The 15730-nt window shown below is 72.8% G+C and carries 13 protein-coding genes; 11 read left to right on the top strand and 2 right to left on the bottom strand.

The genetic code is table 11. From position 1 onward, the window contains the following. Nucleotides 1-17: 17 nt before the first annotated feature. On the bottom strand, nt 18-845 hold the full coding sequence (locus tag ACOJUF_RS18370; RefSeq protein ID WP_420123265.1) for an IclR family transcriptional regulator: 828 nt from the start codon (nt 843-845) through the stop codon (nt 18-20). A gap of 234 nt (nt 846-1079) precedes the next feature. Between ACOJUF_RS18370 and ACOJUF_RS18365 the strand changes: the two genes are divergently transcribed. The 7 genes from ACOJUF_RS18365 to ACOJUF_RS18335 all read left to right on the top strand — a co-directional run bounded on the left by ACOJUF_RS18365 (nt 1080) and on the right by ACOJUF_RS18335 (nt 8438). After that, nucleotides 1080-1982: a LysR family transcriptional regulator gene (locus ACOJUF_RS18365; protein ID WP_420123264.1), complete on the top strand. Its 903-nt coding sequence runs from the start codon at nt 1080-1082 to the stop codon at nt 1980-1982. Nucleotides 1983-2127: 145 nt separating this feature from the next. Then, nucleotides 2128-4929: an AAA family ATPase gene (locus ACOJUF_RS18360; protein ID WP_420123263.1), complete on the top strand. Its 2802-nt coding sequence runs from the start codon at nt 2128-2130 to the stop codon at nt 4927-4929. An 82-nt stretch (nt 4930-5011) separates the two neighbouring features. Next, complete coding sequence (locus ACOJUF_RS18355; protein ID WP_420123262.1) at nt 5012-5827, top strand: 2-keto-4-pentenoate hydratase; 816 nt, start codon at nt 5012-5014, stop codon at nt 5825-5827. A 3-nt stretch (nt 5828-5830) separates the two neighbouring features. Continuing rightward, complete coding sequence (locus ACOJUF_RS18350; protein ID WP_420123261.1) at nt 5831-6610, top strand: 2-keto-4-pentenoate hydratase; 780 nt, start codon at nt 5831-5833, stop codon at nt 6608-6610. A gap of 41 nt (nt 6611-6651) precedes the next feature. Then, nucleotides 6652-7044: a DUF2218 domain-containing protein gene (locus ACOJUF_RS18345; protein ID WP_420123260.1), complete on the top strand. Its 393-nt coding sequence runs from the start codon at nt 6652-6654 to the stop codon at nt 7042-7044. A gap of 148 nt (nt 7045-7192) precedes the next feature. Beyond that, on the top strand, nt 7193-7579 hold the full coding sequence (locus ACOJUF_RS18340) for a RidA family protein (protein ID WP_420123259.1): 387 nt from the start codon (nt 7193-7195) through the stop codon (nt 7577-7579). Beyond that, nucleotides 7572-8438 carry a sugar phosphate isomerase/epimerase family protein gene (locus ACOJUF_RS18335; protein ID WP_420123258.1) on the top strand — a complete coding sequence of 289 codons (867 nt, stop codon included), beginning with the start codon at nt 7572-7574 and terminating at the stop codon, nt 8436-8438. The genes ACOJUF_RS18340 and ACOJUF_RS18335 overlap by 8 nt, the downstream gene beginning before the upstream one ends. A 188-nt stretch (nt 8439-8626) precedes the next feature. Here ACOJUF_RS18335 and ACOJUF_RS18330 read toward each other — a convergent pair whose 3' ends face one another. Next, nucleotides 8627-9421 (bottom strand): IclR family transcriptional regulator, encoded by a 795-nt coding sequence (locus ACOJUF_RS18330; RefSeq protein ID WP_420123257.1) that lies wholly within the window; start codon nt 9419-9421, stop codon nt 8627-8629. Between the two features lie 174 nt (nt 9422-9595). Here ACOJUF_RS18330 and ACOJUF_RS18325 point away from each other — a divergent pair, with 174 nt between their 5' ends. The 4 genes from ACOJUF_RS18325 to ACOJUF_RS18310 all read left to right on the top strand — a co-directional run bounded on the left by ACOJUF_RS18325 (nt 9596) and on the right by ACOJUF_RS18310 (nt 15319). Continuing rightward, the gene (locus tag ACOJUF_RS18325) at nt 9596-10543 is read left to right on the top strand and encodes an acetaldehyde dehydrogenase (acetylating) (protein ID WP_420123256.1); all 948 of its coding nucleotides are present in this window, start codon (nt 9596-9598) and stop codon (nt 10541-10543) included. Continuing rightward, nucleotides 10540-11598 (top strand): 4-hydroxy-2-oxovalerate aldolase, encoded by a 1059-nt coding sequence (gene dmpG, locus ACOJUF_RS18320; protein WP_420123255.1) that lies wholly within the window; start codon nt 10540-10542, stop codon nt 11596-11598. The genes ACOJUF_RS18325 and dmpG overlap by 4 nt, the downstream gene beginning before the upstream one ends. Nucleotides 11599-11629: 31 nt before the next feature. Then, a complete protein-coding gene (ppdK, locus tag ACOJUF_RS18315; protein ID WP_420123254.1) occupies nt 11630-14368 on the top strand; it encodes a pyruvate, phosphate dikinase in 2739 nt (912 codons plus the stop codon). 201 nt (nt 14369-14569) lie between these two features. Continuing rightward, nucleotides 14570-15319, top strand: coding sequence for a hypothetical protein (locus ACOJUF_RS18310; RefSeq protein WP_420123253.1), 750 nt, complete (start codon nt 14570-14572; stop codon nt 15317-15319). Nucleotides 15320-15730: the final 411 nt, after the last annotated feature.

The following is a 15730-nucleotide window of genomic DNA, read 5'->3' as shown; positions in this document are numbered from 1 at the left end:
TCCGGCGGGCGGGTCGCCTACAGGGGCGCCATCCGGCAGTCGTCGGCCGGCCGGGGCAGCGGCAGGACGGGGTCGGCCGCCGGCCGGCCGGGCGCATCCCCGGCCAGCTCCCGGGTCAGGCTCCGGGAGGCGATGGCGAGCGTCCCGACGACCGCCTGCATCTGCTGGTGCAGATCCCGGACCGCGATCTCGATGGCGGCCACCACCTGACCACCCGGGCCGAAGACCGGCATCCCGATCCAGCACAGGTCGGCCTCGAGCTCCCACCGGGTGACCGCCACCCGGGTCAGCCGGGTCACCCCCAGCGCGCGGCGCAGCCGCTCCGGCGAGGTGACGGTGTGCGCGGTGTAGGCGCGCAGGCCGCGCATGATCGTCAGCTCGACCAGGCGCGGCGGGGAGAAGGCGAGCAGGGCACGGCCCATCGCGGTCGGGTGGGCGGGCATGGTGGCCGCGGCACTGAACGTCGTGGCCGGTCGCGGACCGGGCACCTTCTCGATGTAGGACACGTCGATCTCGGTGAGCACGCCCAGCCGGGCCCGGCACCGGGTGGCGGCGGCGAGATCCTCGAGCACGCAGGGCGCCCGCTCGGCGATGCTCGGCGGCCCGGTCTCCGCGCCACGGATCATCCGCAGGGGCAGCCCGGCGCGATAGTGGCCCTCGCTCGTGCGTTCCAGCAGCCGCCAGGAGGCGAGCTCCGAGGTGAGCCGGTGGGCCGTCGAGATGGGCAGCCCGGCCAGGCGGGCGATCTCGGTCAGGGAATGCTCCGACCCTTCGGTGAAGGTCAGCAGGATCGAGGTGATCTTGCTGGTGACGGAGCGACCGGCCTCGGTGGAATTGCCGGCCAATGGCATCTCCTTGTCGTCGTCGTCGACGCATCCGGGGGGCGGGTACCCGTCCGGATGATCACGCCGGCACCTAGGCAAGCACAACCGGTGGGCGGCGGCCAGCGCGTGATCCCGAGGAAAGCATCCGGGACACGGATCGAACAATGCCCCACCCTCGCCGGCGTGGCGCCCTGGGGTCAGACCTGGGGTCGGTCATCGGTGCGGTCGGGGTTGCCGGTTCCCCAATATGGTCCGGTGGAACTGGACTGGCTGGAGACGTTCCTCGCGGTCGTCGACCGCGGCGGCTTCACCGCGGCGTCCGCCCAGGTCCACCGGTCCCAGTCCCGGGTCAGCGCGCACATCGCCGCCCTCGAGCGCGAGCTGGGCATCCGGCTGATCGAGCGCGGCCGCCGGCCGGCGATGGTCACCGACGCCGGGCGGGTGTTCGCGGTGCACGCCCGGGAGATCCTGGCCGGGGTCCGGACGGCGCGGGCGGCGGTCACCGCGATGAGTGCGCTGTCCGATCAGCACGTCGTCGTGCACACCACGTCGTGGCTGGCCGGCACGCTGTTCCCCCCGGTGCTGGCCGACGTGCTGGCGACGTTCCCGGCCGCCCGGGTCACCCTGACCGAGGGGGACGGTGGGACCGAGGAGGGGGACGCGGCCGGCGGCGCCGTCCTGGTTGTCGCCCCGGCCGACCGCGAGCCCGGCCCCCGGACCCGACGCCAGGGGCTGTGGTGGGAGCCGCTGCGGATGCTCGTGCCGCCGGAGCATCCCCTGGCCCGGGCCGACCGACGGACCCCGGACGGGTTGGCCGGGGAACGGCTCGTGCTGTGCGCGGCGGCCGGTCGCGTGCTCGACGACTGGCCCGGCCTGGCCGACCGCGACCGGCTGACCGTCCAGGGGCCGCAGGCGGTCGCCGCGATGGTCCGGCGGGGGCTGGGGGTCGGCGTGGTCAACGCGACGGCGATCGATGCCGCCGAGGCGGCCGGCCTCGTCCCGCTCGACTTCGACACGACGGGCGGGGCAACGGCTCCCGGCTTCGAGGTGGTCGTCGACTGGTCCGATCTGCTGCTCGCCAGCCCGGTCGGTCAGGCGGTGCACGCCGGGGTGGTGACGGCTCCCGTCCCGCCCGGTGCGCGAGGGTCGCGCCGGTGACCGGGGGTCCCGGCCGCGGACCCGTCCGGCCGGGACCCCCGTCCGGTGCGGTCGTTGGTGGGGCCCGCGCGGACGGCGTAGGGTCGGCCGCGGTCCCGCCCGGGCCCGCGGGACCTCGCCGGTCCCGGCCACTGCCGAGGACGTGATGGCTGTTTCCTTCGTCGGCCGGTCCGCCGAACTCGGCGTTCTCCGCGCCGCGCTGGCCGACGCGGCCGCCGGGCGACCCCGGGTGGTGTCGATCGAGGGCCCGTCCGGCATCGGCAAGACGGCCCTGCTGGACGCCCTGCTGGCCGACGTCGCGGGCGATCCCGCGGTGGTGGTGCTGCGGGCCAGTGGCGACCAGGACGAACGGCTGATCGCCTACGGCCTGCTCGGCCAGCTCGCCCATTCCGCCGACACCCCCTCCGCCAGGCTCCTTCTCGGCACGGACCCGGCGGCGGACGGCGAGCGGCTGGTCGACCCGATCCGGATGGGTGCGCGCTGGCTGGAGTTCCTGGACTCGTTGGCCGGCGCGGTCGTCGTGCTCGCGGTCGACGACGCCCACTGGGCCGATCGGCCCTCCCTGCAGGCCGTGGTGTTCGCCCTCCGCCGGCTGGTCGCCGACCGCGTGCTGGCCGTGTTCACCGTGCGGACCGACGACGCCGTGCACCTCCCGGACAGCCTGACCCGGCTGACCGCCGGGCACATGGGGGTGACCGTCCGGCTCGACGGCCTGGACGAGGACGATCTGCGGGACCTGGCCGGGACGGTGGGCGTCGACCGCCTGACGGTGGCCGCGGCGCGCCGACTGCGCCTGGGCACCAACGGGAATCCGTTGCACGCGCGAGCGCTGCTGGAGGAGTTCCCGGTGGCCGACTGGCCGGTGAACCGGCAGGACGACTCGCTGCTGCCGCCGCCGCGGTCGTTCCGGCACCTCGTCGGCCAGCGGTACGCCGCCTGCCGGCCGGCGACCCAGGCGTTCCTGGACGCGGTCGCCGTCCTCGGGCTGCACGCTCCGGTGTGGGCGGCGGCCGGGCTGGCCGGGACCGACGATCCGGTGCCGGCGGTCGACGAGGCGACCGCCCACGACCTGCTGCGCATCCGGCAGGACCAGGGCCCGTGGTCGGTGGAGTTCAGCCATCCCCTGGTCCGGGCCGCGCTCTACGACGCGATCGGCCCGGCCCGCCGGCACGCGCTGCACCGGGCCGCCGCGCGCATCGGGCCGGACGAGGCCGCCGCGCTGCGCCACCGGGTCGCCGCGGCCACCGGTCCGGACGAGGTCCTGGCCGCCGATCTGACCGCCTTCGCCGCGCGGGCGCAGGATCGCTTCGACTGGAAAAACGCTGCCGTGCATCTGGTCTCGGCCAGCCGGCTGAGCACCGAGCCGGCCCGGGCGCGTTGCCGGGTGCTCTGGGCGCTGGTCTGGACGCTGCTGCGCGGGGATGCCGCGGCCGCGGCCGATCTGGCCGACGAGGTGGCCGCGTACCCGGCCGGACCGTTGCGTGACCTGGTCCTGGGGGCGATGGCGATGGCGGCCGAGGATCCGGTCCGGGCCGGAGATCTGCTCGACCGGGCCTGGGCGGAGGCCGGGTCCACCGCGCCGACGGCGGATCCGGAGACCGGTGAGCAACTGCACGACGTGGCCGCCGCGGTCGCGGTGATGCAGGCCATTCATCAGTACGGCCGGCTGGACGCGGCCGGCACCGTCGCCTGGTGCGAGCGGGCATTGGCCACCGCCGACGTGGGCGCCGGCCCGGAGACCTCCCTGCACGAGGTCGCCGTGACCTACCTCGTGCACGGTCTGGGCTACGCCGGCCGGGTCGACGAATCGCTGGCCGCCGCCCAGGCGCCGGAGGCGCTGCGGCTCTGGCTCAACCCGCGCTCGGCCCGCGCGGTCCTGCACCTGATCGACGACGAGTTCGACTCGGCCGCCGCCCTGCTCACCCAGGTGATCGGGACGGCCACCCGGTTGGGCATCCTCAACACGGCGGCCTTCAGCCACGCCTACCTTGCCCGGACCCAGTGGATGACGGGGGACTGGGACGACGCCCTGGTCAACGCCGACCGGGCGGTGGCCATCAACCTGGAGTCCGACTTCGGGTTCCTGCGCTCGGCCGTGGTGGGCATCGCGGTGCTGGTGCCGGCCGCCCGGGGCGACTGGGCGACGGCCGAGTCCTACCTACGCCTGCTGCCGCGCAGCCACGTGCGCTACGAGCGTTCGGTCATGGCCCTGGGCATGGCCCGGGCCCGGCTCGGCGAGGCCCGCGGCCGGCCGGCCGACGTGCTCGCCGCGCTCGACCCGGTCCGTGCCTTCCCGCTCCGCGACGCGGCGGACGAGCCGGGCTTCTGGGCGTGGTCGGACCTGTACTCGGACGCACTGGTCGCCGTCGGGCGGATCGAGGAGGCCGACCGGTTCCTGGTCCCGCACGAGCGCCGGGCGGAGGAACGCGGCCGGCGATCGGCCCGGGCCCGGCTGGCCCGGGCCCGGGGCCGGATCGAGCAGGCGGCCGGCCGCGCGGCCGCGGCGGACGCCGCCTTCGGCCGGGCGTTGGAGCTCATCGCCGACGTTCCCGCCCCGTTCGAGCGGGCCCGTATCGAGTTCGCCGCCGGCCGGGCGATGCGCGGCTGGGGGCGGCGCCGGCAGGCCGTCGAACTGTTGATGGCCGCACGCGAGACCTTCGGCCGGCTCGGTGCCGTGCCCTACGCCGACCGGTGCGACACCGAGCTGGTGGAGGCGGGACTGGCCACCGCCCGGGCCGGGGCACCGCGGTTCGACCTGACCTCCCAGGAGCAGGTCGTCGCCCGACTGGCCGCCGCCGGGCTGAGCAACCGGCAGATCGCCGCCGAGCTGGTGGTCAGCATCAAGACCGTCGAGTACCACCTGCGCAACGTCTTCGCCAAGCTCGGCGTGACCTCGCGCCGGCAGCTCGCCGACCGGCTCGGACCCGCCCACACCGAACCGTCCTGAGCGGCCGGCGCGGCGGGTTCCACTGCCCGGAACCGCTGGCCGATCGGTTGCCGTCGGTGCCCGCAGGCCGGAGTCTTCAATCGTGACTTCTCCCGCCGGGACCGCCGACTCCCTTCACCAGCAACTGGCCGACGAGCTCTGGGAGGCCGACCGCACGGCCAAGCCCATCTCGCCGCTGACCGAGCGCTACCCCGACCTCGTCGTCGAGGACGCCTACGCCATCCAGACCATCAACATCGACCGGCGGATCGCCGCCGGCGAGAAGGCCATCGGCCGCAAGGTCGGGCTGACCTCGGCGCCCATGCAGAAGCTGCTCGGCGTCGACGAACCCGACTTCGGCGTGCTGACCGACGCCATGTTCGTCGAGGACGGCGACCCGATCGACATCGACGACCTCGTGCAGCCCCGGGTGGAGGCCGAGCTGGCCTTCATCATGGAGACGGACCTGGCCGGGCCGGGCGTCACGACCGCCGGTGCCCTGCGCGCGATCGCCGGGGCCCTGCCCGCGGTCGAGATCGTCGACAGCCGGGTCGCCGACTGGAAGATCAAGCTCGTCGACACGGTCGCCGACAACGCCTCCTCCGGCCTGCTGGTGGTCGGCGGCCGAATGCTGCCGGTCAAGGACCTGGACCTGCGCACCCTGGGCGTGGTCGTGTCCCGGCACGGCGAGGTCATCGACACCGGGGCCGGCGCCGCCGCCCTGGGCAATCCCGCGCGGTGCGTGGCCTGGCTGGCCAACAAACTGGGCTCGCTGGGATCGGGCCTCAAGGCGGGTGACATCGTGCTCCCCGGCGCGGTGCACAAGATGGTGGGCGTGCAGTCCGGCGACGTCTTCCGGGCCGACTTCGCCCATCTGGGTCCGGTCACCGTCCGTTTCACCAAGCGGTCGGAAGGCTGACCCATGGGCAACCCCACCCCCCAGGCCATGGCCGACGTCCTGATCGCCGGCGAACGGGACCGGACCGAGGTGGCGCAGTTCAGCGACAGCTACCCGGACATCGACGTCGCCACCGCCTACGCGGCCCAGCGGGCCTTCGTGCAGTCCAAACTCGACGCCGGTGAGCGGCTGGTCGGGTACAAGCTCGGGCTGACCAGCCGGAACAAGCAGCAGGCGATGGGGGTCGATTCGCCGCTGTACGGGCGGGTCACGTCCTCGATGCTCTCGACCTACGGCGATCCGATCCCGTTCGAGAGATTCATCCACCCGCGGGTGGAGTCGGAGATCGCGTTCCTGCTCAAGGACGACGTCGTCGCGCCGGCCACGGTCACCTCGGTCCTCGCCGCGACCGACCTGATCTACGGCGCCGTCGACGTGCTCGACTCCCGGTACCAGGGATTCAAGTTCACCCTGACGGACGTCGTCGCCGACAACGCCTCGGCCGGTGCGTTCTACCTCGGGCCGATCGCGCGCCGCCCCGAGGACCTGGAACTGCACCTGATCGGGTGCGTGGTCCGGGTGGACGGCGAGGTCGCGATGACCGCGGCGGGCGCCGCGGTGATGGGTCACCCGGCCGCGTCGGTGGCCTGGCTGGCCAACCAGCTCGCCGCGGAGGGCGAGACCCTCAAGGCCGGGCAGCTGGTGTTCTCCGGCGGGGTGACCGCCCCGGTGCCCGTCGTCCCCGGTGGCAGCGTGACGTTCGAGTTCGACGGTCTGGGTGCCATCGAGGTCTACGGCGCCTGATCGCCGTCGCAGGAGCAGGTCGTCGAGCAGGAGGAGCGCACATGCTGGTCTCGGTCGCCGTGGTGGACACGGACGCGCCCGCCCGCTACGCCAAGCAGCTGCTGTCGCACCTGGGGCGCAAGGTCGCCGTCGAGCCGGTTCCGGGACAGCCGGAACCGGCCGGCCGGCTCGTCTTCGCCTACGGGTTCGGTGACGTGCTGCCCGGGGCGGCGGCGCTGGAGCTACGGGCCACCGCTGCCGACAACGAGGCGCTGGCCCGGGTGCAGGACGTGCTGGCCCGGCACCTGGTGCGGTTCGGCGCCCGCCGGGAACTCGAGGTGACCTGGGGTTCCGCCACCGGTGACGCCGAACCGGGGCCGCCCGGACCGGGAGCCGCCGGACCCGCCGATCCGGGCCCCGGCGCGACCGCAGATCCACCGTCGACCGCCGGTTAGGGCATCCCTGCGGTGCCGGATGCCGGTCCCGTCGGCCCGGCCATTCAGGGTCGGCCGAACACGGCGGCTCCCGTCTCGCCGCCCTGTCGTCGGGGCACCCCCGCGATGCTCGACGGTCGTCCCGCCCGCTCGCCCAACGAGGAGTTCCATGCGCACCATCCACACCGACGACGCGCCCGCCCATGTCGGACCGGTCCCGCAGGCCGTCGAGGCCGGCGGCTGGATCTACGTCTCGGCGCTGTTCGGCGCCCGGCCCGCGGACCATGCCATCCCGGCCGACGCCGAGGCCGAGGCGAACCAGCTGTTCGACAATCTGGTCGCGATCCTGGCCGCGGCGGGTGCGGATCTGACGGCCGTGGTCCGCGTCGGGATCGTCATGCGGCACCTGCAGGAGGACCGGCCCACCTTCAACCGGGTGTGGAAGGAACGCTTCGGCGAGCACCGGCCGGCCCGGTCGGCGATCGAGTCGGCCGCGTTCGGCCGCCCCGAGGAGAACCCGCGGTACATGGTCGAGGTCGTCGCGTTCCGTGACTGACGCCCCGCCCCGGCCGGGCTCGCCGGACCTGGTGGCCAGCTTCTTCACGCTGTCCGGGGCAGGCTTCGCCGAGCCGCCCCGCCATTCCTTCGCGGCGCGCTGTGCCGCCGCGGCCGCCGCCGGCTTTGCCGGGATCGGGCTGCACGCCGACGACCTGGCGCGGACCGTCGAGGCGGGGCTGCCGGTGCCCGAGATGAAGGCGGTGTTGCGCGACCACGGCCTGTCGGTGGTCGAGATCGAGTTCCTCGGCGGCTGGACGGACCTGGCCCCGGGCGTGTCCGCGCCGTCGGCGGCGGCGATCGAGGCCGTGGCCCACGAGTTCGGCGGACGGCACGTCAGCGCAGGGGTGTTCCGGGGCGACGTCGCCCTGGACGCCGCGGCGGCCGCCGCGGCGCTGCGCGCGCACGCCGACCGCCTGGCCCGGCTGGATCTGCTGGTCGCGGTGGAGGCGTTCCCGTGGTCCGCGCTCGGCCGGGTGGAGACGGCGATCGACCTGGTGCGCCGGTCCGGGGCGGCCAACGCCGGGATCATGGTGGACGTCTGGCACTTCGCCAACACCGGCGCGACCGTGGAGCTGCTGGCCGACCTGCCCGGCGCCGGGATCGCCGCCGTGCAGCTCAACGACGGCCCCCTGGTGCACGAGGACTTCCTGACCGCCGCCCGCACCCGCCGGGCCCTGCCCGGCCGGGGCGACCTCGACGTCGTCGGGGTGGTGCGGGCGGTCCGGTCCGCCGGCTTCGACGGGCCGTGGTGCGTCGAGGTCAACACGCCCGAGTTCCGTGCCCTCCCGGTGGCCGAGGCGGCCCGGCTGGCGGCCGACACCTCGCGCGCGGTGCTCCGCGCCGCCGGCGTCGGCTGAGCCGAGTCGCGCCGCGCCGCCGCGCCGGCCCACTGCGCTGATCAAATCCGCGTGGGTGCGCCCGATCTGCCCGGATTGGCCCGGCTTTGATCAGCGAACGTCGCTGCGCCGGGCCGCTGCGCTGATCAAATCCGCGTGAGTGCAACCGATGTGACCGGATTGGCCCGGCTTTGATCAGCGAACCCGCATCAGCCGGGATTCGACCAGGCCGGGCGGCTGGCCGGCCCCCGGATCGCCAGATCCCGGCTCATGGCCAGGGCGGCGGTCTTCACCGCCGGGCCGACCCGGCGCAGGTCGAGCGTGCCGTTCCAGCCCGAGATCGACATCGCGGCCACCACCGCCCCGTCCGGTCCGAGGATCGGGCTGGCGGCGCAGCCGATGCCGTGCCCGGACTCCTCGCTCTCGTAGGCGATGCCCAGCTCCCGGATCCGGCGCAGCTCGCGCAGCAGCAGCCCGGGCGCGGTGATGGTGCGCGGACCGACCGCGGGCAGCCCGGTCTCCAGCACCGCCTGCACCGACTGCTCCGGTGAGAACGCCAGCATCGCCTTGCCGACGCCGGAGGCGTGGGCGGGCAGCCGGCCGCCGACCTCCGACGGCATGCGGGGCGCGTTGCGGCTGCGGACGATCTCGACGTACATCACCTCGGTGCCGACCAGCACGGCCAGGTGGACCGTCTGCTTGCTCACCTGCCGCAGGTCCGCCATGTACGGCAGCGCGACCTCGCGCAGCTGCCGCTGCCGGTTGGCCAGCGAGCCGAGCTCGAAGATCCGGCTGCCCAGCTTGTACTCGCTGCCCTCGGTCCGCTCCAGGAAGCCGTGTTCGGCCAGCTCGGCGGCCAGCCGGGCGGTGGTGGTCTTGGCCAGGCCGGAGCGGCGGGCCAGTTCGGACACCCCGATGGCCAGGTGGCGGGAGTCGTAGGCCGACAGCAGGGCCGCGGCGCGGCCGATCACCGACTCATGAGTGTTCCGCTCACCGGTACGCATGGCTTGATGATGACTGTGCCCCAGGGCACAGTGCAATGACCCGAGCAGTTGTCGTTCCGCACCGCCCGGCGTCCCGGTGAGCGGCACAACCGCCGGCCGGCCGCCCACCCCGTCGCCGTGCGCACTTCCCTTCCGAACCCGATCCGGATGCCGTCCGGTTGGACAGGAGACCCCATGACCAGCACCGTCCCCACCCCGGTGACTCGACCGACCGGTGGCCGGGCCACCGCCGCGATCGTCGGCCCCGGCAACATCGGCACCGATCTGCTCGTCAAGCTGCTGCGATCCGACGCGATCGACGTCCGCTACATGATCGGCGTCGACCCCGCGTCCGACGGACTGGCCCGGGCCCGCTCGCTCGGCGTCGAGGCCAGCGCCGGCGGGGTGGACTGGTTGCTCGAGCAGGAGACGCCGGACCTGGTCTTCGAGGCCACCTCGGCCAAGGCCCACCTGGCCAACGCCGATCGGTACGCCGCGGCCGGGATCACGGCGATCGACCTGACCCCCGCCGCCATCGGGCCCTTCGTGTGCCCGGCCGTGAACGCCGACGTGCACGCCGGCGCGCCCAACGTCAACATGATCACCTGCGGCGGTCAGGCGACGATCCCGATGGTCCACGCCGTCTCGCGGGTGACCCCGGTGCCGTACGCGGAGATCATCGCCTCCATCGCGTCGCGCTCGGCCGGCCCCGGCACCCGGGCCAACATCGACGAGTTCACCGAGACCACCTCGCACGCCATCGAGGCGGTCGGCGGGGCGGCCACGGGCAAGGCGATCATCATCCTGAACCCGGTGACGCCGCCCATGATCATGCGGGACACCGTCTTCTGCGCGATCGGGCCGGACGCCGACCGGGACGCGATCGCCGAGTCCGTCCACCGCATGGTCGAGCAGGTGCAGCAGTACGTGCCCGGGTACACGCTGCGTAGCGATCCGCAGTTCGACGACCCCACCCCGCTGTGGCACGGCAACGGCCGCGTCGGCATCTTCCTCGAGGTCCGCGGGAATGGCGACTATCTGCCGGAGTGGGCCGGAAATCTGGACATCATGACGGCCGCCGCAGTGCGCGCCGGAGAAGTGATCGCTCTGTCGGGAACGATTCAGAAGGCGGCCAACAAATGACCACGATCGAACAGGCAATTGCAGATTCCACCACATTCGACAAGCCGTTCGTCCGGTTGACCGACAGCACCCTGCGCGACGGCAGCCATGCCGTCCGCCACCAGTTCACGATCGAGAACGTCACCGACGTGGTCACCGCGCTGGACACCGCCGGGATCTCGGTCATCGAAGTCACCCACGGGGACGGGCTGGCCGGCTCGTCGTTCAACTACGGCTTCGGCCGGCACACCGACGTCGAACTGGTGTCGGCGGCGGTGCGGGCGGCGACCCGGGCCAAGATCGCGGTGCTGGTCCTGCCGGGCCTGGGCACGGTGCACGACCTGAAGCAGGTGCACGGTGCCGGCGCCCGCATCGCCCGCGTGGCGACCCACTGCACCGAGGCCGACGTGTCGGTCGAGCACTTCACCGCGGCTCGCGAGCTGGGCATGGAAACCGTTGGCTTCCTGATGCTTTCGCACCGAATTGGGCCGGAGCAGCTGGCCGCGCAGGCGCGGGTGATGGCCGACGCCGGGTGCCAGTGCGTGTACGTCGTCGACTCCGCCGGCGCCCTGCTGCCGGACATGGTCCGCGACCGGGTGCAGGCGTTGGTGGCCGAACTCGGCGACGACGCGCAGGTCGGTTTCCACGGGCACCAGAACCTGTCGCTGGGCGTGGCGAACTCGATCGTCGCCTACGAGAACGGGGCCCGGCAGATCGACGGCACGCTGTGTGCGCTGGGGGCCGGGGCGGGCAACTCGCCGACCGAGATCCTGGCGACGGCGTTCGACGTCATGGGCATCCCGACCGGGGTGGACGCGGCGAAGGTGCTGGACGCGGCCGAGGAGATCGTCAAGCCGATGATCACCCGCCTGCCGATCGCTGACCGAGCCTCGATCGTCCAGGGACGCTACGGTGTTTACAATTCATTCCTTTTGCACGCCGAACGTGCAGCGGATCGCTACGGTGTGTCTTCTCACGAAATACTCCGGAAGGTCGGCGAGGCTGGTTACGTCGGCGGGCAGGAGGACATGATCATCGATGTCGCCATCGGGCTCGCGGCGCAGCGAACCGGTTGACCGTCCCGACACCAGGCCAAGGAGCACACCGTTGACCAAGTACGTGTACGACTTCACCGAGGGTGACAAGGATCAGAAGGCGCTGCTGGGCGGCAAGGGGGCGAACCTGGCCGAGATGACCAAGCTCGGCCTGCCGGTCCCGCCCGGGTTCACCATCAGCACCGACGCCTGTCGCGAGTTCCTCTCGCTCGGGGCCGAGCCCGGCGACCTGCGGGTGCAGGTGACGATGGCGCTGCGGCACCTGGAGGACAAGACGGGTCGGCGGCTGGGCGACCGGCACGATCCGCTGCTGGTCAGCGTGCGCTCCGGCGCGCAGTTCTCGATGCCCGGGATGATGGAGACGGTGCTGAACGTCGGGCTCAACGACGCCAGCGTCAAGGGCATGGCCGAGGAATCCGGCGACGAGCGGTTCGCCTGGGACTCCTACCGCCGGTTGCTGCAGATGTTCGGCAAGACGGTGTTGGACATCCCGGGCGAGGTCTTCTCCGACGCCCTGGAGAAGGCCAAGGCGACCCGTGGGGTGGCCAGCGACCTCGAGCTGGACGTCGACGCGCTCAAGGGCCTGGTCACCGAGTTCAAGGGCTTCATCGTCGAGCACTCCGGGGTCGACTTCCCGCAGCACCCGCGCGAGCAGCTGGACATGGCCATCCGCGCGGTCTTCAACTCCTGGAACACCGAGCGGGCGCGGCTGTACCGGCGCCGCGAGCGCATCTCCCAGGACCTGGGCACCGCGGTCAACATCTGCACCATGGTGTTCGGCAATCTGGGCGAGACCAGCGGCACCGGCGTGGCTTTCACCCGGGACCCGGCGTCGGGCAAGTCCGGGGCGTACGGCGACTACCTGCCCAACGCACAGGGCGAGGACGTCGTCGCGGGCATCCGCAACACCTTGTCGCTGGACGACCTCAAGCGGCTGGACGCGGACTCGCACAAGCAGTTGCTGCGGGTCATGCGCAAGCTCGAGACCCACTACCGCGATCTGTGCGACATCGAGTTCACCATCGAGCGCGGCAAGCTGTGGATGCTGCAGACCCGGGTGGGCAAGCGGACGCCGGCCGCGGCGTTCCGGATCGCCTCGCAGTTGGTCGACGAGAACCTGATCACCATGGACGAGGCGCTGACCCGCGTGTCCGGCGCCCAGCTGGCGCTGCTGATGTTCCCGCAGTTCGACCGGCACGTGGAGCGCGAACTGCTGACCAAGGGGATGGCGGCGTCTCCCGGCGCGGCCGTCGGCAAGGCGGTCTTCGACTCGCCGACCGCGCAGGAGTGGGCGGCGCGGGGTGAGCGCGTCGTGCTGGTCCGGCGGGAGACCAACCCGGACGATCTGGGCGGCATGATCGCGGCCCAGGGCATCCTGACCGCGCGCGGTGGCAAGACCTCGCACGCCGCGGTCGTCGCCCGGGGCATGGGCAAGACCTGCGTCTGTGGTGCCGAGAAGCTCGACATCGACGTCGTGGCCAAGCGGATCACGCTCGGCGCGACGGTGATCAACGAGGGCGACGAGATCAGCATCGACGGCACGACCGGCGAGGTCTTCGCCGGCGCGATGCCCGTGGTGCCGTCCCCGGTCGCGACCTACATCGAGAACGGGCTGGAGGCGGCCCTGGCCGGCGCCGACACCGATGACGATGCCGGGACCGTCGATCTGGTCAAGGCGGTCGACCGGCTGCTCAGCCACGCCGACAACGTCCGGCGGCTGGCCGTGCGGGCCAACGCCGACACCCAGGAGGACGCCGCCCGGGCCCGGTCGCTGGGCGCGCAGGGCATCGGCCTGTGCCGGACCGAGCACATGTTCCTGGGCGACCGCCGGTCGCTGATCGAGCGGGTCATCCTGGCCGAGTCCGGTCAGGAGCGCGACGACGCCCTGGCCGCCCTGCTGCCGCTGCAGCGGGACGACTTCCGCGAGCTGCTGCTGGCCATGGACGGGCTGCCGGTGACCATCCGCCTGCTCGACCCGCCGCTGCACGAGTTCCTGGCCGACCGGACCGAGCTCTCGGTCAAGGTGGCCGTGGCCGAGGCCAAGGGCGAGAGCGGGGCCCAGCTGGACGCCGATCGCAAGCTGCTGCGGGCGGTCGAGCGGATGCACGAGTCGAACCCGATGCTCGGCCTGCGCGGTGTCCGGCTCGGCCTGATCGTGCCCGGCCTGTTCGGGCTGCAGGTGCGGGCCGTCGCCGAGGCCGCCTGCGACCTGGCGCTGGAGGGTCACGACCCGAAGGTGGAGATCATGGTGCCGCTGGTCGGCTCGGTGCGCGAGCTGCACATCATCCGCGACGAGGCCGAGGCCATCCTGGCCGAGGTCGCGGGCGACCGCGGCGTGGTGCTCGACGGGGTCGCCCCGCGCGGCGGCCACGCGATCACCGTGCCGATCGGCACCATGGTCGAGCTGCCCCGCGCGGCACTGACCGCCCACCGCATCGCCGACGCCGCCGACTTCTTCTCCTTCGGCACCAACGACCTCACGCAGACCACCTGGGGCTTCTCCCGGGACGACGTGGAGGCCGAGGTGTTCGTCAAGTATCTGGAGAAGGGCGTCTTCACCATCTCGCCGTTCGAGACGATCGACGCCGACGGCGTCGGCCGGCTGGTGGAGATCGCGGTGAAGGAGGGGCGCGCGACCAAGCCGGGCATCAAGCTCGGGGTCTGCGGCGAGCACGGCGGCGACCCGGAGTCGATCCACTTCTTCCACAACGCGGGCCTGGACTACGTGTCCTGCTCCCCGTTCCGGGTGCCGGTCGCCCGGTTGGAGGCCGGCCGCGCCGCGGTGCTGTAGGGGTGCCCTGAACCGACGGCTCGGTTCGCCGGCGGGCGACGGCGCTCGCACGGCCCGGCGCGACGAGCGCCCGGACCCGCTGACGATCCCCGGTGACTGCGACACGCGGTCACCGGGGATCGCTGTGCGTGACGTTCCGGGGGAAGATGGACCGGCGCCCGGCCGCGGCGCATCCAGGGTTTCCACCCGAGGGAGTCACCGATGACGTCCAGCCGCACGGTCCTGGCGCTCGCTGCCGCCGCAGCTGCGGTCCTGCTCGCGGGCTGTGGGTCCGGCAGCACCCCGGCCACCACCACCTCGGCGGCGCCGGCCTCCGCGGCGTCCGCATCGTCCGCATCGTCCCCGTCGGGCGCGTCCTCCTCCGCCGCGCCCGCGTCCGGGTCGGCCGGCGGGAGCGGGTCCGCCGCGGCCGGCGGCTCGACCGCGGCGGCGCCCTCCGAGGCCGCCCTCGAGCAGTACTGCGAGCAGTCCGGCGGTCAGGTCCAGACCCGGACCCCCGCCTGGAACACCAACGGCGACCAGTCGCAGTGGCTGCCGCTGGCCGGCTCGGCGACCATGTGCCGGTTCCAGGCCGACGACGAGGCGATGTCCCGGATCTACGTCGACCTCGACACGCTCGGCTCGACCGAGCCGACCCTGGCCGGGTTGGCCTACCTGTCCAAGGTCCCGATGCCCTCCGGCACCGGGGGAGCGAACCCCGCGACCCTGTACTGCAGTAAGGAGCTCAACGCCTCGTCCTCGTTCGGGGGCGGCGCCTCCGGCGGCGGGTGGGTCGCGCCGAGCGATCCCGCCGACGTCGTGGTCTCCCTCTGCGTGTTCCCGGACGGATCCTTCATCGACGAGTGGGGCCTGGCCTACCACTCCGCCGGGGATGTCCGGGGCAAGGATCTGACCACGGTCATGAAGTACCAGCCGGCGGGCACGCTGCCACCGGTGTTCCCGACCTCGTAACGGCGGGCGGCCCCGCAGGTCCGCGACCGGGGGCGTGCCGCTACCGCACGGGTAGCCGAAACGCCCAGGATCAACACGGGTGTCGTGCATCACCGGGTCGAAACCGACGATCGGCCCCGGTTTGGTCGGCAGGGCCTGGCGGGATGGCGTAGAGTCATCGACGGCCTTGAGCGATGGGCCGGAGCGAGGCGAGATCCGTCAGGATCGGCCGAGGACCGGACCGGATTCACTCGAAAGAGCGAGTTGACAAGGCCAGAACGGCCCGGTAACGTTAGTCGGGTTGCCTCCGAGGAGATCGAAAGATCAACGAGGAAGCGCGTCCGTTCTTTGAGAACTCAACAGCGTACCGATAGTCAGTGCCAATTATTGTAATTGGTTGTGCTGGTTGGTGTCCACCCCCGTGGGTGCTGA

It is taken from the genome of Nakamurella sp., assembly GCF_048594475.1.
GTDB lineage: Bacteria > Actinomycetota > Actinomycetes > Mycobacteriales > Nakamurellaceae > Nakamurella.
Note: the sequence above shows the minus strand (reverse complement) of the source record. Positions and strands in the feature narration are given on the sequence as shown.

What these genes read in the sequence shown, in the direction of transcription:
- ACOJUF_RS18360 (WP_420123263.1), top strand. Translation starts at nt 2,128, where the DNA reads ATGGCTGTTTCCTTCGTCGGCCGGTCCGCCGAACTCGGCGTTCTCCGC.
- ACOJUF_RS18350 (WP_420123261.1), top strand. Translation starts at nt 5,831, where the DNA reads ATGGGCAACCCCACCCCCCAGGCCATGGCCGACGTCCTGATCGCCGGC.
- ACOJUF_RS18345 (WP_420123260.1), top strand. Translation starts at nt 6,652, where the DNA reads ATGCTGGTCTCGGTCGCCGTGGTGGACACGGACGCGCCCGCCCGCTAC.
- ACOJUF_RS18340 (WP_420123259.1), top strand. Translation starts at nt 7,193, where the DNA reads ATGCGCACCATCCACACCGACGACGCGCCCGCCCATGTCGGACCGGTC.
- ACOJUF_RS18330 (WP_420123257.1), bottom strand. Translation starts at nt 9,421, where the DNA reads ATGCGTACCGGTGAGCGGAACACTCATGAGTCGGTGATCGGCCGCGCC.
- ACOJUF_RS18325 (WP_420123256.1), top strand. Translation starts at nt 9,596, where the DNA reads ATGACCAGCACCGTCCCCACCCCGGTGACTCGACCGACCGGTGGCCGG.
- dmpG (WP_420123255.1), top strand. Translation starts at nt 10,540, where the DNA reads ATGACCACGATCGAACAGGCAATTGCAGATTCCACCACATTCGACAAG.
- ACOJUF_RS18310 (WP_420123253.1), top strand. Translation starts at nt 14,570, where the DNA reads ATGACGTCCAGCCGCACGGTCCTGGCGCTCGCTGCCGCCGCAGCTGCG.